At 71.5% G+C, this 24,807-nt stretch carries 13 protein-coding genes; 4 read left to right on the top strand and 9 right to left on the bottom strand.

Annotated elements, in window-relative coordinates:
- The first annotated feature begins 64 nt into the window (after positions 1 to 64).
- A complete protein-coding gene (locus ACQP06_RS04315; protein WP_433670632.1) occupies positions 65 to 1,162 on the top strand; it encodes an AMP-binding protein in 1,098 nt (365 codons plus the stop codon).
- A 61-nt stretch (positions 1,163 to 1,223) separates the two neighbouring features.
- On the opposite strand, the gene ACQP06_RS04310 is transcribed toward ACQP06_RS04315, so the two are convergent.
- Genes ACQP06_RS04310 through ACQP06_RS04290 form a run of 5 tightly spaced genes read right to left on the bottom strand, consistent with a single transcriptional unit; the run spans position 1,224 to position 16,044 of the window.
- Complete coding sequence (locus tag ACQP06_RS04310) at positions 1,224 to 5,774, bottom strand: amino acid adenylation domain-containing protein (protein WP_433670630.1); 4,551 nt, start codon at positions 5,772 to 5,774, stop codon at positions 1,224 to 1,226.
- Positions 5,771 to 10,834 (bottom strand): amino acid adenylation domain-containing protein, encoded by a 5,064-nt coding sequence (locus ACQP06_RS04305; RefSeq protein WP_433670629.1) that lies wholly within the window; start codon positions 10,832 to 10,834, stop codon positions 5,771 to 5,773. Before ACQP06_RS04305 ends, ACQP06_RS04310 begins: the two co-directional genes overlap by 4 nt.
- Positions 10,835 to 10,854: 20 nt before the next feature.
- Positions 10,855 to 13,983, bottom strand: coding sequence for a nocobactin polyketide synthase NbtC (gene nbtC, locus ACQP06_RS04300; protein ID WP_433670628.1), 3,129 nt, complete (start codon positions 13,981 to 13,983; stop codon positions 10,855 to 10,857).
- Positions 13,976 to 15,283 carry a polyketide synthase gene (locus tag ACQP06_RS04295; protein WP_433673236.1) on the bottom strand — a complete coding sequence of 436 codons (1,308 nt, stop codon included), beginning with the start codon at positions 15,281 to 15,283 and terminating at the stop codon, positions 13,976 to 13,978. The genes nbtC and ACQP06_RS04295 overlap by 8 nt, the downstream gene beginning before the upstream one ends.
- A gap of 5 nt (positions 15,284 to 15,288) precedes the next feature.
- A complete protein-coding gene (locus tag ACQP06_RS04290) occupies positions 15,289 to 16,044 on the bottom strand; it encodes a thioesterase II family protein (RefSeq protein WP_433670627.1) in 756 nt (251 codons plus the stop codon).
- Positions 16,045 to 16,200: 156 nt separating this feature from the next.
- Between ACQP06_RS04290 and ACQP06_RS04285 the strand changes: the two genes are divergently transcribed.
- Complete coding sequence (locus ACQP06_RS04285; protein WP_433670626.1) at positions 16,201 to 16,857, top strand: GNAT family N-acetyltransferase; 657 nt, start codon at positions 16,201 to 16,203, stop codon at positions 16,855 to 16,857.
- Here ACQP06_RS04285 and ACQP06_RS04280 read toward each other — a convergent pair.
- The 4 genes from ACQP06_RS04280 to ACQP06_RS04265 all read right to left on the bottom strand — a co-directional run bounded on the left by ACQP06_RS04280 (position 16,812) and on the right by ACQP06_RS04265 (position 22,890).
- Positions 16,812 to 18,107: a SidA/IucD/PvdA family monooxygenase gene (locus ACQP06_RS04280; RefSeq protein ID WP_433670624.1), complete on the bottom strand. Its 1,296-nt coding sequence runs from the start codon at positions 18,105 to 18,107 to the stop codon at positions 16,812 to 16,814. The two genes, ACQP06_RS04285 and ACQP06_RS04280, sit on opposite strands and share 46 nt — an antisense overlap.
- Before the next feature lie 247 nt (positions 18,108 to 18,354).
- Positions 18,355 to 20,091: an ABC transporter ATP-binding protein gene (locus ACQP06_RS04275; RefSeq protein WP_433670623.1), complete on the bottom strand. Its 1,737-nt coding sequence runs from the start codon at positions 20,089 to 20,091 to the stop codon at positions 18,355 to 18,357.
- The gene (locus tag ACQP06_RS04270) at positions 20,088 to 21,971 is read right to left on the bottom strand and encodes an ABC transporter ATP-binding protein (protein ID WP_433670621.1); all 1,884 of its coding nucleotides are present in this window, start codon (positions 21,969 to 21,971) and stop codon (positions 20,088 to 20,090) included. The genes ACQP06_RS04275 and ACQP06_RS04270 overlap by 4 nt, the downstream gene beginning before the upstream one ends.
- Positions 21,972 to 22,065: 94 nt before the next feature.
- Entirely contained in the window at positions 22,066 to 22,890 is an 825-nt protein-coding gene (locus tag ACQP06_RS04265; protein ID WP_433670620.1) for a DUF4190 domain-containing protein, read from the bottom strand.
- Positions 22,891 to 23,013: 123 nt separating this feature from the next.
- Here ACQP06_RS04265 and ACQP06_RS04260 point away from each other — a divergent pair, with 123 nt between their 5' ends.
- Both ACQP06_RS04260 and ACQP06_RS04255 read left to right on the top strand, forming a co-directional pair.
- A complete protein-coding gene (locus ACQP06_RS04260) occupies positions 23,014 to 23,946 on the top strand; it encodes a pseudouridine synthase (protein WP_433670619.1) in 933 nt (310 codons plus the stop codon).
- A gap of 46 nt (positions 23,947 to 23,992) precedes the next feature.
- On the top strand, positions 23,993 to 24,757 hold the full coding sequence (locus ACQP06_RS04255) for a lysostaphin resistance A-like protein (protein WP_433670618.1): 765 nt from the start codon (positions 23,993 to 23,995) through the stop codon (positions 24,755 to 24,757).
- Positions 24,758 to 24,807 lie beyond the last annotated feature (50 nt).

Raw genomic sequence — 24,807 nt, 5'->3', positions numbered from 1 at the left:
CCTTCATGGATTAGGTTAGGGTTGCATAAGTTAGTACCGGGGGTTTGGAACGATGGAGCGTGCGGTGCCGGATTCACTGTCCGCCGTCGAGCGTCACCGGCTCGCGGACGAATGGGCCAATGGGGTCGAACTGTACGACGTCCCCTCGGTATCCATGCTCATCGACTGCGGACGCCGCGTGCCGTCACTGCGCACGGCCGTCCGCTGCGGCGGGCACATCCTCACCTATGCCGAACTCTACGAACGGCTCGACGGCGGCGTGACCGGCACGGCCGGACCCACCCTCGACGATCTGGCCCGCATCCTCTGCGATATCGCCAGCGCCGCCGAATTCGGCACGGTGCTGGCCGAACTGGGCCCCACCGGCACCGGACTGAAGCCGGTCGCGGTGGCCGCGGCCGCCGACGACCGCCGCGCGGTGGCCGCCGATCAGCGCTCCTGTCAGATCGACCGCGCCTACGGCTCGCCGGATTCGCGACTGCTGGCCACCCGCTGGGACACCACCGACGCCGCGGTCGAACTGCTGGCCGCACTGGCCGACGGGGCGACACTGGTCCTGGCCACGGCCCCGCAGCGCGCCGACGCGGGCGCCCTCGCCGAACTCATCGCGCTGAGCGCGGCCACCCACGTGGTGGCCGACGCCGACACCCTGGCCAACCTCGCCTTCCTCCCCTCCCCCGCGCTGCCCACCGTGCGCCGCTGGGACGTGTTCGGGAACGACTGCCCGGCTGCGCTGTCGGCGCTGCTGCACGAACTGGCTCCGGGCTCCTGCACCGGATTCGCCTACACCACACCGGAATACGCGGGCGTGGCGGCGCGCGGACCCCTGGACGGTTCGGGGCGGGTGCGGCCGATTCCGGGCGCTCGGCTGCTGGTGCTCGACGATGCGCTGCGGTTGGTGCCGCCTGGCCGGTCCGGCCGTGTGTACCTGGGCGGTTCGGCGCTGGCGCTGGAATTGGACGGCGCTGCCGAAGGATTCGTCAACGACCCGTTCGTGCCGGGCGGACGCCTGGCGCGGACCGATATCCACGGCGGCTGGACGCCCGACGGCTGGCTGCTGCTCGATCTGGAGGGATCCGCCGCTCCCGCGGCGCTGTCGGCCATCGAGGCGAGGCTCTCCATGCCGCACCACGGTCACCGTGGCGAATCCGCCGCCGCCTGATTCCTTCTCGGATACGAACGGCCGCCGACCTTTTCGAGGTCGGCGGCCGGTTTCGTCTCGTCTACCGCTGGGCGGCGGCCGCCAGCGCGGCCAGGCTGCGCTGCCACAGTTCGGTGAGGCGGGTGGCTTCCGCCTCGGTGAACAGGGTCTCGCTCCAGCGCCAATTCGTGGTCAGCTGCGGGCCTTCCGGGGTCGAGCCGATGCCCGCGATGACATCGAGGGCGTAGCGCAGCGGCAGCTCCGGTTCCGGATCCAGCGGCAGCGACTCGTTGAGCGGGCCGGTGAGCAGCGACCACGAGTCGGCGGCTTGGCCGCTGAGGTCCACGCGGCCCAGGTAGTTGAACTCGACCTGCGGGTGCCGCGCGGTGGCCAGCTCCGGCACGCCGGTGGTGTAGCGCAGCAGGCCGTAGTCCAGGCCGCCGTTCGGGATGGCGGACAGCTGCGCGGTCACCGCGTCCAGCAGAGCGCGCGCCGCCGCCGGATCCTGTTCGGCGCGTTCGATGTCCACCGTCGCGCCCGCGCCCAGGCGGACCGGGAACACGGTGGTGAACCAGCCGAGGGTGTTGCTGGTGTCGGTGCCGAGCAGGTCGTCGGCGCGACCGTGCCCCTCGAGCGCGATGAGCGCGCCGTGCGCGGGATCCTGGGCGCGCTCGCGCCGCCAGCTCGCCAGGGTGACGGTGAGGGCGGTGAGCAGGAATTCGCGCACGCCTTCGTCGCGGGTGAGGGAGGCCAGCACCCGCTCGGTCACGGGGACCGGGGTGACGGCCGTGGCGACCCGCAGCGACGACCAGGTGTCGGTGTCCGGGTACGGGATGCGGCGGCCGATGGCCGGGTCGGGGGCATCCAGCTGATCGCGCCAATACGCGCTCTGGGACAGGATTTCCGCCGACTCGGCGCGCTCGGCCATGCGCCGGGAGAACTCCCGGTACGAGGTGGACTCCGGCAGCGCGGCGCCCTCACCGAGGGCGGCGATCAGCAGGTGCCACGACACCACGTCGACGGCCAGGTGGTGGATGGTGAGCAGCAGGACGTCACCCTGATCGGTGCCGGAGAACCAGGCCGCGCGCACCATATCGCCGGTGCGCGGGTCGATCTCGTCCATCAGGACCCGGGCCACGCTGTGCACGGCCTCGGCCGTGTCGGCGGGATCGGTGATCTGGGTGAGGATGTCGGCCGCCCGCACCGTGCCGGGCGGCGCGGTGACCAGGCATGTGCCGTCCTCGGTGTCGGTGAGGCTGGAGCGCAGCGTGTCGTAGCCGTCCAGCACGCCCTGGAGCGCGGCCTCGATGCCCTGCCGGTCGATGCCGGTGGGCAGGCGCAGCAGCGCGGTCTGGGTGAAGCGGCGGTAGTTGCCGTACTCGTACATCCACGACACCACCGGAAGCGGGCGCACCGCACCGTAATCCGCGACCTTCTCGGCGGCGGCGGTCTCGGCCGCGTCGAGGGCGGCGGCCAGTTCCCGGATGGTGGGGGTGGCCAGGACCATGCGCGGGGTCAGGGTGAGACCGCGACGGCGGGCCTTGTTGACCAGGGAGATGGCGACGATGCTGTCCACGCCGAGGGCGAAGAAGTCGTCGTCCACGGCGGGCGCGCGGCCGTCGAAGAGCTCGGCCAGCAGTTCGGCCAGTTCCTTCTCGGTGGCGGTGCGCGGCGCGGTGTCGGAGCCGGTGTCGGCCAGGGCGGCCTCGGCCAGCCGGGTCAGGGCCGGGCCGTCGAGCTTGCCGTTGGCGTTGACCGGCAGCTGCGGCAACGCGAGCACCCGGGCCGGAATCATGTAGGCGGGCAGGCTCTCCGAGAGCGCGGCGCGGGTGCGCACCGGGTCCACGACCCGATCCGCCCGGCCGACCACGAAGCCCACCAGACTCGCCCCGCCCGCCCGGCGGACCACGGTGACGGCCGCGGTGTCCACGCCGGGCAGCCGGCGCAGCGCGGTCTCGATCTCGCCGATCTCGATGCGGTAGCCGCGCACCTTGACCTGCGCGTCGGCGCGGCCCAGGTAGCCGAGGCCGCCGTGCGGCAGGTGCCGGACCAGGTCGCCGGTGCGATACATGCGGCGGCCGGGCCGGAACGGGTCGGCCACGAACCGGTCCGAAGTCGTCGCCACGCGGCCGATGTAGCCGCGGGCCAGCTGCGGACCCGACAGGTACAGCTCACCGACGACGCCACCGGGGACCGGGCGCAGCATGGAATCCAGGACATAGCCCGACATTCCGGCGTTCGGGGTGCCGATGGTCGGGGTCTCGAACTCGGCGATGGGGGCGACCACGGCCTCGACGGTGGTCTCGGTCGGGCCGTAGCAGTTGTACACCGCGGTCCCGCCGCGTCCGCTGCTGGCGCTGAGGGCCAGCTCGCGTAGTCGCGCCCACAGGGCGGCGTCGATGGCCTCGCCGCCCAGTGCCAGCACCGGCAGTTCGCGGTCGACGAGTCCGGCGGCATTGAGCTGCGCGAACATCGACGGCGTGGTGTCGATCATGTCGATGTCGCTGGCGATCATGCCCGCGCACAACCGGTGCGCGTCGCGCATCTCCACGGCGTCGAACAGGTGGATGGCCTGCCCGGCCAGCAGGCCGACCATGGGCTGCCAGGAGGCGTCGAAGCTCAGCGACCAGGCGTGCGCGATGCGCAGCGGGCGGCCCAGCCGCGCCATGGCGGGGCCGTAGACGCGGTCGCGGTGATCGGCGAAGTAGGCCATGAGCGCGGCCTGGGTTCCGGCGACGCCCTTGGGTTCACCGGTCGAGCCGGAGGTGAAGATGAGGTACGCGAGCTGATCCGAATGGCGGACGACCGGCGGGGTCGCGACATGCTCGCCCGAAAGTCCCTGCGCGACAGGGGAATCGTCCAGCACCAGCACGGAACCGGCCAGCAGTGTGCCCTCGGGATCGAGGTCAGCGCGGGTGGCGGCATCGGTGACCACCAGCGCCGGGTTCGCCTGCCGCAGGATCGACTCGATGCGGGACGCGGGCAGGGTGGTGTCCACCGGCACATACGCGCCACCCGCGGCGAACGCGGCCAGCAGCGCGATGATCGATCGCGGCGAGCGCGGCATGACCAGCGCGACAACGCTTTCCGCGCCGACGCCGCGCCCGGCGAACTCAACCGCCTGCCGGGCGGCCAGCTCCCGTAGCTCCCGGTAGGTCAGCCGGAGTCCGGAACTGTCCTGGAGCGCAATGGCTTCCGGGGTCGCGGCGACCTGCCGCTCGAACAGCTCCCACACCGAATCGGCGGGCTCGGCCGGGTCCACGCCCGGGGTCTCGGCGGCGGCGAACGCGGCGCGCTCGGCGTCGGTGAGCACGCTGAGCGCATCCGGTGCGGCCGCGCCGATTCCGGGCAGCTGACGCAGCACGGCCAGCAGCCGCTCGCCGAGGCCCTCGGCGGGCAGGTACGGCAGGGCGGCGGGCATGGCCTCGAACTGGACCAGCAGTTCGTCGCCGCTCATGTGGGCGACCACGGTGAGCGGGTAGTGCGCGAGGGATTCCATCTCGACCGGCCGGAATCGGGCCCCGTCGGGGGCGGTGACGGTGCGGATGGCGTCGTCGATGGGCGCGTTCTCGAACACGAACAGGGTGTCGAAGAGGGTGCCGTGCCCGGCGGCGCGCTGCACCGACGACAGGCTCACGTGGCCGATGTCGCGCATGGCCGCGCATTCGCGCTGTAGGCGCGCGCACTGCTCGACCACCGACAGCTCGCGGTCCAGGCGGTGGGTGACGGGCACGGTGTTGATGAACAGCCCGACCATGCCCTCCACGCCCGGAAGCTGTTCGGGGCGACCGGAAATGGTGGTGCCGTAGACGACGTCGCGGCGGTCTGTGAGGCGGCCGAGCAGGACCGTCCAGGCGAACTGCACCGCGGTGTTGAGGGTCAGGCCGTGGGCGCCCGCCCAGGACCGGACGGCCTCGGTGTCGGCGGCCGACAGCAGCAGCCGGGTCTTCTCCGGCACCGCGTCGGCGGCGATCGGCGCGCCGCCCGCCAGCAGCAGCGGGCCGGTCAGCTCGGCCAGGTAGTCGGTCCACCGCTGGGTGACGGCCGCGGTGTCCTGCGCGCCGAGCCAGGCGATGTAGTCGCGGTAGGGGCGCGGTTTCGGCAGTGCGGCAACGGATCCGCCCGCCTGGTAGACGGCCAGCAGTTCGGTGAAGTAGATCGCCACCGCCCAGCCGTCCATCAGGATGTGGTGGGCGGTGAGGATCATGCGCCGCGCGCCGGTCTCGGGCACGGTGAGCAGCAGCACGCGCAGGGCGGGGCCGCGGCTCAGGTCGAACGGGACCCGCCGTTCGGCGGCGGCGAGGTCGTCGAATTCCTCGGGCCGCGCGTCCTGTTCGGTCCACGGCATCTCGGCGTGGGCGGGCACGATCTGCACCGGCCGCGGCACGTTCTCGTCCCAGAACGCGGCGCGCAGGTTGGGGTGGCGGTCCAGCATGGCCTGGGCGCTGCGGCGCAGCAGGCCGGTGTCGAGCGGGCCGTCGATGTCCACCACGAATTGCATGGTGTACAGGTCGATTCCGTCGCCGGCGAGCCGCGACAGCGAGAACAAGCCCTCCTGTAGCGGGCTCAGCGCGAGGACGTCCTCGATCCGCGGCGGGGCGGCGGCGCTCGGGGTTCCGGCGGCGGTGGTCATCGTGCTCCCCAGGAGGCGGTCAGGGCGGCGAGGGCGTCGGCGTCGAGGCCGGAGGCGCTCATGGGTGCGGATTCCTCCGGTGGAATCGACTCCCCTTGCGCGGCAACGGGTTCGGCGGCGTCGACCGCGGCGGCCAGTTCGGCGATGGTGAGGTGCTCGAACACCAGCTGCGGGGTGAGCGCCAGGCCGAGCGCGGTGGCGCGGGCCGACCACTGGATGGAGATGACGCTGTCGCCGCCGAGGGCGAAGAAGTTGTCGTCGGCCTCGACATCGTCGATCTCGAGCAGCTCCTCCAGCAGGTCGATGAGGGCGCGCTCGGTGGCGGAGTGGTCGCCGGTGGCCACCGCGAGGGTCCGCGCGGCGGGCGCGGGCGGCGCGAGCAGCCGGTCCAGGTCGGCGATCGGCAGCACCTCGAGCTCGACCACGGTGCGGTCGGGCGCGGTCGCGTACGCCTCCAGGGTGGTGACCAGCGCGGACCCGATGAGCCGCACGGTCTCCGGCTCGTACAGGTCGGCGTTGGCGACCACGCGCACGGCCAGTCCGCCGTCGCCGGTGACGTTCACCGAGATATTGAGATCCAGGAACGACACGTCGAAGTCGACGGGCAGCACGGTGGCGGTGGTGGCGCCGGCCACGGTCACCGTCGCCGGGGCCCAGTCCGCGCCGCGGAAGTGCAGCATGCTCTGGAACAGCGGATTGCGGGAGCGGGAACGCGCCGGGTTCAGCGCCTCCACCAGGCGTTCGATCGGAAGTTCCTGGTGCGCGTGGGCGTCCAGCACCACCTCGCGGCCCCGGCGCACGGTGTCGCGCAGGGTCGGCGTGCCGGACAGGTCGTTGCGCAGCACCGCCATATTGGCGAACAGGCCGACCAGCGGCGCGGTGGCCGGGTCGACACGGCTGGCCACCGGGGTGCCGAGGGCGATGTCGGAGCCGCCGCCCAGCTTGTGCAGCAGGGTCGCGACAGCGGCCTGGTAGACCATGAATTCCGTTGCGCCGCAGGACTCGGCGAGGGCAGCGAGCCCGGTGCGCAGGGCCGCGGGGGCGGCGAAGGTGGCGACCTCGCCACGCTTGCCGAGCACCGCGGGCCGGGCCCGGTCGGGGGCGACGTCGATCTGGTCCGGGACGTCGGCGAGCGCGCCGCGCCAGTGCTCGAGCTGCGCCCGGCCGTAGTCGCGCGCCGCGGAATCCGTTCCCGTCCCGAAGACGTCGTGCTGCCACAGCACGTAATCCGCGTACTGCACGGCGAGCGGGGTCCACTCCGGGGCTCGGCCGCCCTCGACGCGGGCGCGGTAGGCGGCGATCAGGTCGTCGAGCAGGATGCCCAGCGAGGCGTGGTCGGCCACGATGTGGTGCACCAGCAGCGACAGCACCTGGGTGCTCGGGTCGAGCACCAGCAGCCGGGCGCGTAGCAGCGGCTCGGATTCGACGGTGAAGGCGTAGCGGCCGATCTCGGCGAGCTCGTCCGCCAGCAGTTCGGGGTCGACGCCGGTCACGTCGAGCGTGACCTCCCCGGCCGCCCGGATCTCCTGGTACGGAATGCCGTCCTGCTCACCGAATCCGGTGCGCAGCGCCTCGTGCCGGGCCACCACGTCGGTGAGCGCGGCGCGCAGCGCGGGAATGTCGAGGCCGCCGTCGAAACGCACGGCGAAGGGCAGGTTGCCGACCGCGCTGGGGCCCTCCATGCGGTATTGGAACCACATGGCCAGCTGCGAGTACGACAGCGGCAACCGCTCCGGGCGCTCCCGTTCGGTGACGGCGGGGCGACCGGAAACCGGTGCGGGGACCACGGTTTCGACCGGCTCGGCGGTCTCGTCCTCGTCGTCCATGGCGTCCAGGTCGATGCCGAACTCGTCCCGGAACCGGGCGACCAGACCGGCCGCGAGACCGGCCGGGGTCGGGGTGTCGAACACGATCCGCACATCCAGCTCGACACCGAACTCCGCGCGGATCTGCGCGACCAGGCGGGCCGCCAGCAGCGAGTGGCCGCCCAGTTCGAAGAACGAATCGTCCGCGCCGACGACCGGGACGCCGAACAGGTGCGAGTAGATCCCGCACAGGCGGCGTTCGGTGGCGGTGGCGGGTGCGCGGTGCGCGCGCTCCACGGCCGGGGCCGGGGCGGGCAGGGCGCGCTTGTCCAGCTTGCCGTTGACGGTCAGCGGGATCTCGTCGATCACGGCGAAAGCACTGGGCACCATGTACTCCGGCAGCGCGGCGGCGGCCTGGGCGCGGACCTGCTCCACGTCCACGGTCGCGCCGGCGGCGGGCACCAGGTAGGCGGCCAGCTGGGCGCCGACGGCCGGATCCTCGGTCACCACGACCACGCAGTGGCCGACGGTCGGGTGCGCGGCCAGCGCGGACTCCACCTCTCCGAGTTCGATCCGGAAGCCGCGCACCTTCACCTGCTCGTCGGCGCGGCCGACGAAGTCGATCTCGCCGAACTCGTTGCGGCGGGCCAGGTCTCCGGAGCGGTACAGGCGCGCGCCCGGGGTGAACGGGTCGGCGACGAAACGGCTCGCGGTGAGGGCCGGGCGGCCCAGGTACCCGCGCGCCAATTGCGCACCGCCCAGGTAGATCTCGCCGACCACACCGGCGGGCACCAGCTGCAGGGCCTCGTCGAGCAGGTAGGCGTGCACGTTCTGATTGGGGACGCCGATCGGCACGATCCCGGTGCCCTGCGGGCCCGACACCGGCTGATGGGTGGCGCACACGACGGCCTCGGTCGGGCCGTAGTGGTTGCGCAGTTCGGCGTCGAAGACGGTCGCGAACTTGTCGGCCACCTCGCCCGGCAGCGCCTCGCCGCCGACCGGGACGTGACGCAGCGCCCGCCACTCGCTCACCTCGGGCAGCAGCAGGAAGGTGCTGAGCATGGACGGCACCATGTGCAGCACGGTGACGCCGCGGCGGGTGATCAGGTCGGCGACGTAGCGGATGTCGCGGAACGCCTCCGGCTTGGGCACGATCAGGCGCGCGCCCAGCGCGAGGGTGACGAAGATGTCGAGCAGCGAGGCGTCGAAGGACACCGAGGACGACTGCAGCAGCACGTCTTCCGACGTCATGCCCCATTGGGCGGTGAAGCTGACCACGTGCTCGGCGATCGCGGCGTGCGAGACCGGGACGCCCTTGGGCTTGCCCGTCGACCCCGAGGTGTAGATGACGTAGGCCAGGTTGGCCGGCAGCAGCGGGCGGACCCGGTCGGCGTCGGAGGGGTCGGTGTCGGGCAGCCCGGCGGCGGCCTCCTCCGCGGCGTCGAGCTCGACCCGGCCCAGCACCAGCCGCGGGGCGGCGTCGGCGACCAGGTAGTCGATGCGATCGTCCGGGTAGGCGGGGTCGATGGGCAGGTAGGCCGCGCCCGCCTTGAGCACGGCGTAGACGGCCACGATGAACTCGACCGAATTGCTCATGCGCAGGGCGACGATGTCCTCGCCGCCCAGGCCCTCGCGAATCAGCCAGTGCGCCAGGCGGTTCGCGCGGCGGTTCAGGGCGGCGTAGGTGAGTTCGGTGTCGTCCGAGACCAGGGCGAGGGTCTCGGGTCCGGCGGCGACGGCGGCCTCGAACAGGTCGACCATGGTGGTGTCGTCCGAGGGCACCTGCGCACCGCGCGACTGCTCCAGGATCGCGGTGCGGTCGTCGCCGCCCAGCATGTCGAGGTCGGCGAGGCGGGCGGCGGGCGCGCTCAGCGCCCGATCCAGCAGGCGCACGAAGTGTTCCAGCATGCGCCGCACCAGCGGCTCGGACAGCACGTCCACCTGGTATTCGGCCTCGAGCACCGCGCCGTGCGCGCTCTCGGTGACGACGGCCAGGGCCAGCGGCACCTGCGCGGTCGGCGCGCCCAGCTCGTCCAGCTGCACCGAGGAGACCTCGCGCAGCGCGAAACCGTCGGCGCTCTTGCGGACGCTGAAGCCCAGGCGCACCAGCTGATCCATGCCGTCGCGGCCGGCGACCCGCTCCGGGTTCACCTCGCGGACGACCCGGTCGATGCCGACGGCCTGATGCGCGAAGGCGTCCAGGCAGGTGCGCTTGGTGGACTCGACCAGACCGGCGAAGGTCTCGGTGCGGGCGAAGGTCTCGCGCAGCAGCAGGGTGTTGCCGAAGTAGCCGATGAGCTGTTCGGCGGCGGCCGAGCGACGGTTGGTGACAGGGATGGACACCAGGAAGTCCTCGGCGGCGGTGTAGCGCTGGATCAGCGCGGCGTACCCGGCGAGCAGCACCATGAAAGGGCTGGCCGCGTGCTCACGGGCGAAGGCGTCCACCCGGTCGAGCAGGTCGGCGGGCAGCGCCACGGTGCAGCGGTCGGCGCGCTTGGAGGGTGCGGCCACGGCCGCGCCGGGTAGCTCGAGCGGTTCGGGCAAGGGGCGCAGGGTGTTCCGCCAGTAGGCGATGTCCGCCTCGTCGTCGGCGGGGGCGTCGAGGACCTCGAGGTCGACGAACTGCGCGGGCGGGGCGGTCTGCGCGGCGCCGTTGTAGGCGGCGTTCAAGTCGGCGAAGAACACGCCCCAGGCGTCGTCGTCCCAGCAGCCGTGGTGCGCCGACAGCAGCAGCACCCACTCCTGGGTTCCGGTGCGCGCCAGCGTGATCCGCAGCGGCAGTTCGGTCGCCAGATCGAAGGGGCGGCCGAACTCGCGGCGGGCCAGCACCTCCACCCGCACCGGGCGGGCGGACTCGGCCAGGTCGGTCAGATCGTGCGACTGCCAGGGCACGGTGATCTCGTCGGTGAACACCTGGAAGGGTTCGCCGTTCTCGTCCACACCGAAGGTGGTGCGCAGCACGTCGTGCCGGGCGAACACCGACGCCACCGCCTGCCGCAGCCGCTCCTCGTCCAGCGCGCCGGTCAACCGGTACGCCACGCAGATGTTCAGCGTGGTGTCCTCGGGATCGCGGGTCTGCAGGAACCACATGCGGCGCTGACCGGCCGACAGCGCCCGCCGCTCCCCCGCCGCGGTGCGGCGCACCGGGGCGGCGGTGTCGACGGCCAGGCCCTGCTCGGCCAGCTTGCGCCGCAACAGTTCCCGGCGCCGGTCGGCGACGGAGTTTCCGGCCACGGTGGCATCGGTGTCTGACATGAAATCTGGCCCCTAGCCCTTTAGTTGGTGTTCGCTGCCATGAGCAGCACGACATCGTCGAGTGACGCGCCGCCGAGAATCGCGGCGACCGGCAGATCCCGGTCCAGCGACGCCTGCACGCGCTTGCGGAAGTCCAAGGCCTGCAAGGAATCCAGGCCCAGGGCGACCAGCGGCACCGAACGGTCGATGCTGTCGCCGGTGTCGATGCCCATGACGCGTTCGAGCTCGGCGAGCACCTGATCCGCCAGCGGGCGGTCGGCGACGACCGGCGCGGGCGCCGCGAGAGCGACGGGCGCCGGCGCGACCTCGGCCGCGACGGGCGCTTCCGGCGCCGCGGCGACGATCGCCGGGATCGGTTCCGGCTCCGGCACTTCCGACAGCACCGACGCCTGACCGAACGCGCCCATGACATCGCGCAGGAACGGCCAGTCCGCGGAGATGACGATGGCGTCGGTCGGCTGCCCGGTGAATCCGGCGGCGATCGCGTCGGCGGGATGCATCGGGAAGACCCCGGCGCCCTCGACCCGCGCCATGCCCGCCTCGTCCAGCGGACCCGCGACACTCCACAGGCCCCACTCCAGCGACGAGCAGTCGATGCCGCGCTCCCGCACCCGGCGGGCGAGCACATCGAGCATCCGGTTGGTGACCGCGTACAGGATCTGCCCGCGCCCACCGAGGGTCGCGGCCATGGACGAGCACAGCAGCACCCGGCCGGTCGCGCTCAACGGCACCGCGTCCAGCACGGCTTCCAGGCCCAGCACCTTCGACGCGGCGGCGGTGGCCACCATGTCGGCGGTGATCTCCTCGATGCCCGCGTCCACATAGTTGACGGCGGCGTGGACGAGCAGGCTCACCGGCCGCTCCCCCAGGCTCGACACCAGGCGCGCAACATCCTCGGCGGCATTCACATCACAGGCCTCGACCACGATCTCGGTGGCTCCGACGGCCCGCACCCGCGCCAAATCCGCGGCGGCCGCGCCGGATTCGCCGGACCGGCTGACCAGGGTGACCCGGCCCGCGCCCTGCCGGGCGAAATGCTCCGCGAACAGCAGGCCGAGCTTGCCGGTGCCGCCCACGATCAGCACGTGATCGAGATCGGCGGCCGCGCCCGGCTCGGACTCGTCGGCGACCAGGCGCTTGGCGAAGACCTTCCCGCCGCGCAGCGCGACCTCCGGCTCACCGGCCGTATGCAGCGCCGCCACCATCCGATTCGACTCCGCGGTCCCGGCATCGGCCGCGAGATCCAGGTGCCGGAACAGCACGCCGGGCTTCTCCACACCGACACACCGGAATCCGGAGGCCACCGCGCTGTGGAACAGCTGCGGCAGCTGGTCTTCGGGCACCACGTGCTCGCCGCCGACCGTCACCAGCCAGCAGTCACCGCCCGGGCGCAGCGCGTCCAGCGCGGGCAACCAGGCGCGCCCGGCGAAGAACCCGCTCAGCTCGGCGATGGCGTCAGCGCTGGAGTCCTCGCTCAGCGCGGGCCACAGGACCACCACGCTGTCGAAGGAATCAGCCGCGAGGGCCTCGGTGCCGCCGGAGGCGAGCCCGGCCGGGGTCAGCACGGTAGCGGTCGCGCCGTAGCGGTCGGCGGCGGTCAGCAACGCGGTAAGCCGATCGGCGCAACGGCCGCTCGGGTCGACGAAGGCCAGGCGGCGCGGGGCGGTCAGGGAGCGGCGCTCCCACGGCGTCCAGTGTTCCACCAGGCGTTGGGGTTTCGGCACGGCCGGAGCCGGGGCGGTCACCTTGTCGGGGGCGTAGCCCGGGTTCGCCCACAGGCGCTTGGGGTTCATGACCGTGTGCGGGAAGTCGAGCAGCGGGAGCGCCGGGGCCGCGTCGGTGCGCAGGGCATTCCAGTCGTAGCCGAGGTCGTGGACCGCGACGGTCGCCAGGTTGCGGGTGAATTCGCGCAGCGAGGTCGCGGTGCGCAGCGAGGTGCCGAGGACCTTGAAATCGCGCGGGCCGCGGGCCGGGTCCGGCGGGACCAGGGTGAGGTTCTCCTGGAGGGCCAGCTGCAGCACCGGATGCTCGACGACCTCGATGAGGGTGTCGATGCCGTCACGGGCCGCCGCCACCACGGCGCGGTCGAAGCGGACGCGGTTGCGCAGGTTCCAGTACCAGTACTGTTCCTGGATCAGGTCGGCGGTGATGGGCGCGCCCAAGGTCGCTCCATAGCACTGGATTCGAGTGTCGAGGAAGGTCGCGCTGCTCATCTCGCCGCCGAGGAAGCCCTCGAACTCCTCGCGCAGCTCGGCCACGATCGAGGTGTGGGCCGGGTAGGCGACACCGATCTCGCGAGCGAACTGGCCCTGGGCGGTGGCCGCGGCAACCATGTCGGTGATGGTCTCGCGGTCACCGGAGATGGCCATGATGTGCGGGGCGTTCACCACCGACAGCTCGGCCCAGCCGGAGTTCCGCGCCAGCAGCGCCTCGCAGTCCTCGCGGTCCATGGCCAGCACCGCCATGGAGAAGCCGCGCGGGGACAGCCGCTCGACCAGGCGTGCGCGGTGGGTGACCACCAGCACGGCGTCACGCACCGACATCACCCGCGAGACCGCGCCCGCGGCCAGCTCACCCTGGCTGTGCCCGACGGTCGCGGCGGGCTCGACGCCCGCGGCCCGCCACATGGCGGCCAGACCGGCCATGTGGAACATCAAGGCGGGCTGCACTTCCCACACCGTGTCCTGGTACTGCCCCTCGGAGCCGAGCAGGTAGTGCAGCGGCTGGTCGTGGCCGAAGCGTTCGGCATGCAGGCCCGAGCATTCGTCGACCGCCGCCCGATAGGCCGGGGACAGCTCGTAGTACAGCTTGCCCATGCCCGGGCGTTGACTGCCCTGGCCGGGGAACACGAAACCGATCCGGCGCGCGGTGGCGGGACCCTCGCCGGCCACCACCGCGGCGTGCGCGGTCCCGGCGGCGACGGCGCGCAGCGCGTCGAGCAGTTCCTCACGTCCGGTGACCATGGCCAGCGCCCGGTACCGGCGGGCGGTCCGGGTGCGGAACAGCATGTCCGCCACCCGATCCGGGGTGACAGCGGGCCGCGACTCCAGGAACTCCAGGATGCCCGCGGCCTCGGCGCGCACGCCGTCGGCGGTGTCGGACGAGAGCAGAACGGGGATGCTGCCATCGGGCAGCCGGTGGCTACACATCGCTTTCCTCCAGCTCGGGCAGGGCGACCAGGGCGTGCGCGTTGGTACCCGCGACACCGAACGAGGACACGGCCGCGTAGCGCACACCGTCCACGGCGGACCACGGCTCGAGCTCGGTGGCGAGCCGCAGACTGGTGGCGTCCCAATCGATTTCGCCGGTCGGGCGCTCGGCGTGCAGGGTGGGCGGGATCTGCCCGTGCATCCCGGCCAGCAGCACCTTGATCAGGGCCAGCAGACCCGAGGCCGCCTGCGCGTGACCGGCATTGGACTTCACCGAGCCCAGACGCGGGGTGTCGGCGCGCTCGACGCCGTAAGTCGCTGCGAGAGCGGCCAATTCGAGCGGGTCGCCGACCGGGGTCCCGGTGCCGTGGCCCTCGATGAGCCCGACCTGCCCGGCGGTGATGCCGGACACCGCCAGGGTGTCGCGGATCAGCCGTTCCTGCGCGGCCGCGCTGGGCACCGCGATCGGCGCGCCCTTGCCGTTGTGGTTGACGCGCGAGCCCAGCAGCCGTCCGTACACCCGGTGTCCGAGCGCCCTCGCCCGTGATTCCCGTTCCAGCACAACGACTCCCGCGCCCTCACCCCAGAGTGTTCCGGTGGCGTCGGCGGCGTAGGAGCGGCAGTGGCCGTCGGAGGCCAGGGCGTTGTTCTTGGAGAACTCGTAGAACGCGCCCGGCGAACCCATGACGCACACGCCGCCCGCGAGCGCCCATTCGCACTCGCCCGCCCGGATGGCGGCGGCGGCCTGGTGCACGGCGGTGAGCGCGGACGCGCACGCGGTGTCGACGCTGATCGAGGGCCCGGTCAGGCCCAGCCCGTGCGAGATGCGCCCGGCCACCGCGCCCAGCGCGGTCCCGGTGACCCGGTAGCCGCTGTGCTCGTTGACCGAGGCCACCCGGGGCCCGTACTCCATCACGGAGACGCCCATCCAGCAGCCCGCCGAATCGCCCTCCACCGCGGCGGGATTGATCCCGGCCTGCTCGAGCGCCCGCCAGGCCACCCGCATGCCGGCCCGCTGCTGCGGGTCCATGGCGACCGCCTCGCGCGGGGTGATGCCGAAGAACAGTGGATCGAACTCGGTCGCGCCGGTGAGGAAGCCGCCCGCGTCGGGGACCGCGCCCCAGCCGTCCCGGGCGCCCAGGCCCAGCAATTCCGCCAGCGGCCAGTCCCGGTCCCGCGGGAACGGTCCCAGCAGTTCCCGGCCCGCGGCCAGCGCCGACCAGAATTCCGCGAGGGTGTCCACGCCACCGGGCGCCTCGATACCCATGCCGACGATCACGATCGGATCGCCGGAGTCCACACCGGTCACGCGACGACGCTCTTCTCCGCGACGAGCAGTTCGGCGACGCCGTCCACGTGCTGGTCCAGATAGAAGTGCCCGCCCGCGAACATGGTGACCCGGATGCCCGCGCGCGAGTGGCCCTCCCACGCGAACAGGTCGCGCGGCGCGACGAATTCGTCCTCGTCGCCGCCGAGCACGTGAATGGGGGCGTCCACGGCGACCTCGGCCGGGCAGGAGTAGGCGTCGAAGGCGCGGTAGTCGGCCTTCATCACCGGCAGCGCCATGCGCAGCACGTCGCGGCTGCCCAGCACCTCCGCGCCGGTGCCGTTGAGCGCCGACATGTGGTCGAGCAGCGCCTCGTCGTCGGTGGGGTGGTTCGGCAGGTCGGCGATGCGCGCGGGGGCGGCGGCCGAGGAGGCGGCCAGCAACTGCACGGTCAACCCGGCGGCCTCGGCCAGTCGGGCGAATTCGAAGGCGACGATCGCGCCCATGCTGTGGCCGAAGATGGTCAGCGGCGCACCCGAGTCGTGCGTGGAGTCCCGGAAGGCCTCGAAGGCTCCGGCGGCCATGTCCGGCAGCGTCTCCGCCGCGGCCTCGCGGGCGCGGTCCTGGCGGCCCGGGTACTGGAACACCACGACATCGAAGTCAGCGGCCATCTTCTTGGCGAAGACCCGGTACGCGGAGGCGCCCGCACCCGCATGCGGGAAGATCAGCAGCGGTGGCGCGGATTCCGCACTCGGGGCCTGAAATTGCCTGATCCAGCCGAGTTCCCGTGCCATGTCCGCATCTCTCCTACGACCCACCCGACCGCATCAGCCGCCGGTTCTGCTTGTCCCCCTTGCAATGTCCGGGCAACCGTAACACCGCCTAGTTAGTATAGGCTAGCCTTACCAACCAGGGTGATCAAGCTAACCGACGAACGGAGCGCCACAGCGATGAACCGGACGACCTACGTCCTCGCGCGCGAACTCACGGACCTTCCGGACCACATCCGCCGCGCCCCCGCACCCGTGGTGCCCGAGTTCCCCGCGCCGTTCACGCTGCGCCTGGTGGATGTCGAATCCGGCGACCCGGAGACCATCACCGAATGGATGCACCGGCCGCACCTGCTCGAGACCTGGGAACAGGCCTGGGACGCCGACCGCCGTCGCCTCGACTGCGCGACCCAGCTGGCCGGAACCTTCTCCCGCCCCTGCGTTCTCGAATACGACTTCACCGCGCTCGATCGGCCCGACCTGGGCAATCGCGAGGTCGCCTATGTGGAGTTGTACCGGCCCGCCAAGGACGAGATCGCCCGCCTCTACGACGCCGACGCCCACGACATGGGCTTCCACATCGCCACCGCGGACACCAATCTCCTGGGCCGCGGCGTCATGTCGGACTGGATGCGGCAGCTCGGCGAGGCGGTCCTGGCGGCCCAACCCGAATGCCGCCGGCTGCTGTGCGAACCCGATCACCGCAACGCCCCCATGCGGAAGGCGTTGGAGAAGATCGGGTGGCAGCACCTCGGCGACTTCGACATTCGACCGGACCGTCGGATCTCGCTCTACACGCTGCCGCGGACAGCGGCGGACCTGCCCGAGATCCGGTAGCGCGGACCGGGATTCACCACCGGCTGCAGGATCCGGTCCGACAGCTCGCCCAGGCAGCTGAGATTCGGGAAACCCGGACCTTGCGCCATGGCGGCCATATTCGGCAGATACAGCTTGGCGTCCAGCCCCGACACCGCCAGGTCGTAGCCGATGGCCGCCTCCAGCCGCCCATGCTCGAGCGGACCGCCGACGGCCAGCTCCAGCAGATCGGTTGCGGCGGAATCGAACAGATCCAGGAACCACAGCGGCTGCCCGCCCGTGGCGTCCACCACCAGATCGAAGGTGTGCACCTGATCCGGGCGTAGATCGTTGCGCAGGGTCAGGGCCACCCGGTCGTCCTGCTCGGTCATGCTCACGACGCGGCCCTGCAGGTGATGCACCCGGTTGTCGCCCAGCAGGCTCTCCTGCACGCGCACCGAGAACACGCCGCGATCGGTGCGGCGGATGACATCCCGGCGCTCGGCCATGCCCAGCCCGGCCCACTTGGTCGGATCGCTGTAGAGCGAGTTCTCGAAATAGCTTTCCCCGCGGGTGTACAGCGTGGCCTTGGGCGAGATCACCGAGACCGTCAGCATGTCGTGGTTGACCAGCTCGTCCAGCGCCGAACCCGCGGTCTCGCCGCCGCCGATCACCGCGACGCGCGAGGACGGCGGCAGCTCGCGGCGGCCCGCCAGCTCCCAGAACTCGGAGATGCTGAGCACCTTCGGGTGCTCGGCCAGGGCGCGGTCGCTGCGGCCGGGACCGGTGATCATGACGGCGTCGCAATCGATCTCGTCGACGCCACCGGCGGCGTCGGTGACCGAGACCAGCCAGCCGTCGGCCGCGGCGGCGATGCCCGTCACCGAGCCCTGGACCAGGTCCATGTCGCAACGCTTGGCCACCCACTGCAAGTACTTGGCCCACACGTGATGCTGCGGGCTGGGACGGCCGCGGTCGATCCACTCGGCGTAGGTGCCGTGCTCGACCAGGAAGGCGGTCCAGCTGAACGCCCGCATGGCCTCGTCGATTTCGCGGTTGCGGCCGCGGGCCCAGGTGGAGTGGTACGGGAAGCCGACATCCTTTTCCGGGCTGGTGCCCAGACGGTGCCGTCCGTCGGTCCAGCCGCCGGTCGGCAGCCAATTGCCGCCCACCGTCTGGGCTTCGACGACCGTCACCCGCGGCGCGGGCAGGCCCAGGTCCCGCAGCACCCGCGACTTGGCCGCTACCGCCAGGGCTTTCGGCCCCGCTCCGACCACCAGAAGTGTTTCCACCGGTTCTCCGTCCCAGTTGCTCAACTGTTGCCTGCCTCGCACAACCCGCCCACCACTTAGGTTTGCATAGCCTTACCTTATCTTGCTCGACAGCGGTTGCGAAGCGCTGAGACGAAAAGATCGGACAGAACACGTGCCCCGTACGTCCCGCCTCCTCGCCACCGCCGCGATGCCCTGCGGCCTCTGACGATCGGATGGTTCGTCCGCACGAACGGCCCCGGATCCCAAAGGATCCGGGGCCGTTCCGCTAGGCGGAGACCGGAGCCAGACGCCAGCCCGACGCCCGGGTGCGCTCGCTCCAGAAGGCGGCATAGCGGCCGTCGAGGGCGATCAGCTCCGCGTGGGTGCCGCGTTCGACGATGCGACCGGCCTCCATGAACAGGATCTGATCGGCGTGCGCGATGGTCGCCAGCCGGTGCGCCACCACGAGTACCGTGCGGCCCCGGGTGAGTTCGTGCACACCGCGCACCACGGCCGCCTCGTTGTGCGGGTCCAGCGCACTGGTCGCCTCGTCCAACAGCACGATCGGGGCGTCCTTGACCAGGGCGCGCGCGATCGAAACCCGCTGGCGCTCACCGCCGGACAGCGCCGAACCGCCCTCCCCGACCGCGGTCTGCCAGCCGTCGGGCAGCCGCTCGGCGATCTCGTCCACGCGCGCGGTGCGCGCGGCCGCCAGGACCTCGTCGTCGGAGGCGTCCGGACGACCCGCACGAATGTTCTCCAGCACAGAGCGATCGAAGAGGTAGACGCTCTGGAAGACCAGCGCCAGCCGGCTCAGCAGCGACTCGGCGGGCTGGTCACGGACATCGTGGCCGCCGACCGAGACCCAGCCCGAATCCGCGTCGTGGAACCGGGCCGCCAGACGCAGCAGCGTGGACTTGCCCGCGCCACTGGGACCGACGATGGCGGTTGTGGTGCCGGGAGCGGCGGTGAACGAGATGTCCTCCAGAACCGTCTTGCCCGGGCCGTAACCGAAGGTGACGCCGTCGAACTCCACCCGCGCGGCAGCGTGCTCGACCGGCGAATCCGGCTGCGCCAGTCCCGGTTCCGCCAGCAGCGCGCTCACCCGATCGGCGGCGGCCGCGGCCGTGCGCAACGCGCCACCCAGCTGGGCGGCCTGGGTCAGCGGCTCGATGAAACGCGCGCTCACCGCGATCAGGGCGATCGCCGCGGCGGCCGAGATCGCGCCGTCGGTGGCCCGGCCCACCACCAGGTACACCAGCACCAGGAAGACGGCCTGCACCACCAGCGCGAACCCGATCAGACCGGGCACCGCCGCGACGAGCATGCCGTTGGCGGCGGTGCGCTGGCGCGCCAGGGCCGCGTCCAGCGCCCGGTTGCCCGCGCCGACCGCGCCCAGCGAACGCAGCATCGGCTGCGCCTGAGCGAATTCCAGCACCCGGCCGTTCGCCTCGGTCGCGGCCTCGTGCATGCGCTCGTCGGCCGTCACATAGGAACGGTTGGCCCACAGGTTCACCAGGAACAGCACCGGCGCGGTCACCAGCATGGCCAGCGAGATCCGCCAGTCCACGAACAGCATGCCCAGCGCGACGCCCAGCGGAACCAGCACGCCAGTCAGCATCTTCGCCAGCAGATAGGCGATCAGGCCCTGCACCTCGCGGACGTTCTCGACCATCACCCGCGACAGCTCACCCGCGTGCCGGTCGTCGAACCAGCCCAGCGGCAATGCGTTCAGATGATCGCCGAGCCGGGTCTGCAGGCCGTGCTGCATACCGACACCGACCCGCAGGCCCAGCACCGACTGCAGATAGCCGAACACCACGACCCCGGCCACGGCCAGCGCCAGCCACAGCGTCCACCACCAGGCCCGGCCCAGATCCTGGGCGAACAGGGCCTTCAGCACGGGCACCAGCAGCACGTACGCGGCCGCCTGCGACAGCGCCTGGGCCACGATGGCCAGCAGCAATCGCGGTGTCAGCGCGGCGAATTCGCCCGGCACCAGGCCGAGCACCTTGCGGATCATCGGAGGGCCTCCTCGACATCGGCGCGAACCGGAGCGGCGGGACGGTCGGTGGCCGCGACATCGGCCAGGGCCGCCGCGTTGATCTCCCAGAGCCGCTGGTACAGGCCGCCGGCGGCGTGCAGGCTCGCGTGATCGCCCTGTTCAACCAGGGTTCCGTTCTCCAGCACCAGGATTCGGTCCACACCGGTGATGGTGTGTAGGCGGTGCGCGATCACCAGGACCGTGCGGCCGGCCACCAGCTCGGCCAGCGCGTCCTGGACCGCGGCCTCGGATTCGGGGTCGGCGAAGGCGGTGGCCTCGTCCAGCACCAGGATCGGGGTGTCGGCCAGCAGCGTGCGGGCGATCGAAAGCCGCTGCGCCTCACCGCCGGACAGCACGACGTCCACGCCGATCTCGGAGTCGTAGCCGCGGGGCAGCGCGGTGATGCGGTCGTGGATGCGGGCGGCCCGGGCCGCGCGTTCCAGCTCGGCGGGGTCGGCCTCGGGGCGGGCCAGGCGCAGATTGTCGGCGATGGTGCCGCGGATCAGCCGCACGTCCTGGAAGACGAAGCCGACCGTGCGATACAGCTCCGCGCTCGGGATGTCGCGAATGTCCCTGCCGCCGATGGTGATCCGGCCGCTGTCCACGTCGTAGAAGCGCGGCAGCAGCTTGGCCAGCGTCGACTTGCCGGAGCCGCTCGGGCCCACCAGGGCGGTCATGGTGCCGGGCGCCAGCTCGAGGTCGACGCCGCGCAGCACCTGATGATCGGCGCGGTAGCCGAAGCTCACGCCCTCGAAACGGATCAGGCCCGCGGGCGCGTCCGGCGCCGCGGATTCCCCGGCGCCGGAAGCCAATTCCGGGGTCTGCATGAGTTCGTGCAGACGCAGCGCGGCGTCACCGGCCGTGCGCAGCGCCTGCGTGCCGTAGCCCAGGCCCAGCAGCGAACTGCCCAGGCCCAGTCCGACCAGCAGGAACGGCAACAGGTCGAGGGGCTCCAGCCAGTCCAGGCCGACACCCGCGAGCCCGGCCACCACGACCAGCAGCATGACGAACACCGGGGAGACCACGGTGTCCGAGATCGACTGCACCGTCATGACGGGCAGCTTCAGCCGCCGCAGCCGGTCGGTCTGCTCCTCGACGGCCGCGCGGAACTCGCTGTGCGCCTTGCCCGCCCGCCCGAAGGCCCGCACCACCTGGATGCCGTCCACGAATTCGACGGTGGCGGCGCGGGTGCGCTGTTCGGCGGCGTTGTAGGCGAGCAGCCGCTCCCGGCCGGGCTCGTCCAGCATGGCGCGCATGCACAGGGCGTACACGATCAGCGGGATCAGCAGGACCAGGGTCAGCCGCCAGTCGACCGTGGCCAGGTACACCAGGGTCACCAGCGGCGCGGTCACCGAACCGATGAAGTCCAGGCGCGCGTGCGCCACCAGGTAGTGCAGCGCCTCGACGTCGTCCTGCAGGTACTTCTTCACGTCGGCGGAGGCGCGGGCGCCGAACCAGCCCAACGGCACTCGGGTCAGCTTGTCGGCCAGCAGCCGGCGCAGGGTCAGCTGATAGCGCGCGTCGACGGCGTGCGACCAGGTCAACGCGACCGCCTGCAGGATCGCGCGGGCCACCAGGACCAGCACCGCGATCAGCAGCAGCCGCCACACCCGATCGGTGTCGGGGACCTCCCGCAGCAGCTCCCGGCAGGCCGAGACGATCAGCAGGAACGGGACCACCGAGCAGACGGCGGCCACGGCCACGATCAGTCCGGCGGCCGTGAGCGGCCCGCGCACCGGCGCGAGGATCTCCTTGCGGGCGGCGGCTTCCGCCTGCCGCCGCGCTTTCGCCTCGGCCTTCACGTCGGGCCCGCTCGGCTCGGGGCCCGCCTCGACCGCGGGCGGTGACTCGACCGTCATCAGTCCGCCTTCCACCTTCATCCGTCCGGCGCTCCCACGAACACCGGCGAGAAGATAGGTTAGGCTAACTTTTGCTTGACGACCACACCGAGGGTCAGCGCGGCACCTTCGTGGTCAGCTTCGAACCGTCCGCGTTGTGCACCATGCAGGTCGCGCGGCCGTTCGACTTGTTCCATTGCGTCTCGTTCGCCGGATACAGGATGAACGACTCCAGCTGCTCGACCACCGGGCTCGAGGCCAGCAGCTTGTCCAGCTGCACCTGGCAGGCCTCGCTCGCCTTGTCGAAGGACGCGTCACCCGAACCCGGCCACGAACCCGGCAGGTGCACCTGGGTGATCACCTCGCCGTCGTGCGGGGAATCGCAGGGCAGCACGGTCACCTTGCGGATGTGGTTGTTCTCCTCCACCGTCTGCACGCAGTCACCGGTCTTCACCTCGTCGATGGAGATGGAGGTCGGCGAATCCGACAGGGCCGAGGTACGGGTCGTATTGTCCTGCGCCGCCGTGGTATTCGAATCGGTCACCGCGGCGATCGCCACGATGACCACGGCGAACACGACCCACAGACCCGAGGCGATCAGACCGGCGATGGCCAGACCCCGCCCGGCCTGATTGCGCTGCTTGGTCTGATTCAGCGCGATCACGCCGAACGGGACGGCGAGCAGACAGGTACCGAGCAGACCGAAGATCAGCGCGGCGATGGCGAAGCCATTGGTGCCCTGCGCGGGCGGCGGCGCCACCGGATAGCCGGGAGGCATCGGCTGATAGCCGGGCTGACCGTAATCCGGCTGACCGTACGCGGGCTGAGGCTGGCCGTAGTCGGGCTGACCATAGAAGGGCTGCTGCTGCCCGTATTCCGGCTGCCCGGGCTGCGGATAGCCGTACTGGCCCGGCTGCGGTTGACCGGGCTGGCCCGGCACACCCTGAGGCTGTTGGTCGTTCGGATACACGAGACCCCCGATCACTGCGCTGACCCGGACATTCCAGGCGTCGGCCCACCGTACCCCGCAATCCGGACATACCCGGGGGCTAGGGTTTCCCAGGTGAGACGCAGGCAGCAACCACCGCTACCGAAGCGGCACGGATTGGATCCGGCCCGGTTGCGGCTACCCGAGGAGGGCGACTGGGCGACCATCCGCGACCACCTCGTGGAACGGCTGCCCCGGGTCCGGCCCGAACGCATCGACGAACTGCTGCGCGAGGGCGGCATCGTCGACCTGGCGGGACCCATCGCCCTCGACAGCCCCTACGTGCCCGGCGGCGCGGTGTGGTTCCACCGCGATCTGCCCGAGGAGACCGAGGTCCCCTTCCCGATCGGCATCGTTCATCGCGACGACGACATCCTGATCGTGGACAAGCCGCACTTCCTCTCGACCATCCCCCGCGGCCAGCACATCCTGCAGACCGCCCTGGTGAAGCTGCGCCGCGAACTGGACCTGCCGGATCTGGTGCCCGCGCACCGGCTGGACCGGGTGACCGCCGGACTCGTGCTCTTCATCATCAATCCGGCTCGGCGCGGGGCGTATCAGACCATGTTCCACAAGCGCCTGGTCCACAAGGAGTACGAGGCCATCGCGCGCTTCGATCCCGAGCTGGAGCTGCCGCGCACGGTCATCAGCCGCATCGTCAAGGAACGCCAGGTGCTCAAGGCCTACGAGACGGAGGGCGAGCCGAACGCCGAGACGCTGATCGAACTCCTCGACCACCGCAACGGGCTGGGCCGCTACCGGGTGCGACCGCGGACCGGGCGCACCCACCAGATCCGCATCCATATGAACAGTCTCGGGATCCCGATCCTGGGCGACGACTTCTACCCGGAACTCACCGACAAGCCGGTCGACGACTACACGCGGCCGCTGCAGTTGCTGGCGTCGGCGCTGGAGTTCCCCGACCCCGTCACCCGCGAGCCCCGGCGATTCGAAACCGCGCGCACGCTGCGGGCCTGGGACGACCCCGTGGGCTGGGCGAGCGATTAACCACAATCGAAGCGGATTCCAAGAATTCGCTCGTACACTGGCCGGGATGTCTCGAAACGATAACGGCGCGGCGGTGGCACTGCCGGAAGCGCCCACCCTTACCGGCCACAAGCTGCACGCCTACGTGGACGTTGCCGTCGTTGTCGTCGTCTTGACCTGCACCAACCTCATCGCGCACTTCACCAACCAGTGGGCCAGCATCCTCTCGGTGCCGATTGCCGCGGTGGTGCTGGTGGCCATGGTCCGGCGGCGCGGACTGGGCTGGGCGGAGCTGGGACTCTCCCCCTCCCAGTGGCGGCGCGGCTCGGTCTGGGCGCTGGCGGCGGTGGGCGTGGTGCTGGCCGCCGTGGCCATCGGCGCGGCCCTGCCCATCACTCGGCCGTTCTTCCTGAACGACCGCTACGCCGCGGTCTCGGGCGCGCTCATCGCGTCCATGATCGTCATCCCCTTGCAGACCGCGATTCCGGAGGAGCTCGCCTTCCGCGGCGTGCTGCACGGCACCTTGGATCGCGTGGTCGGCGCGCGCGGCGTGTTCGCCGCCGGGTCGATGTTGTTCGGGCTCTGGCACATTGCCTCGTCACTGGGATTGACCAGCGGCAACAAGGGCCTCACCGGATTCCTGGGCAGCGGCCCGGCCGGGCAGATCCTCGGGATCGGGCTCGCGGTGCTGGCGACGGCCGGGGCGGGCATGGTCTTCACCTGGCTGCGGCGGCGCAGCGGCAGCCTGCTCGCGCCGATCGCACTGCACTGGGCGGTGAACGGCGCGGGCGCGCTGGCCGCCGCGGTGGTGTGGCACGTGACTGTGCGCTAGCGGCGGCCCCTCCGGCGAAAGAAGAGGAGGCCGGCTGACCTGGGAACAGA

It is taken from the genome of Nocardia sp. CA-136227 (assembly GCF_050955695.1).
GTDB lineage: Bacteria > Actinomycetota > Actinomycetes > Mycobacteriales > Mycobacteriaceae > Nocardia.
The sequence above is the reverse complement of the archived record's forward strand: the minus strand, read 5'-3'. Positions and strand labels throughout refer to the sequence as shown.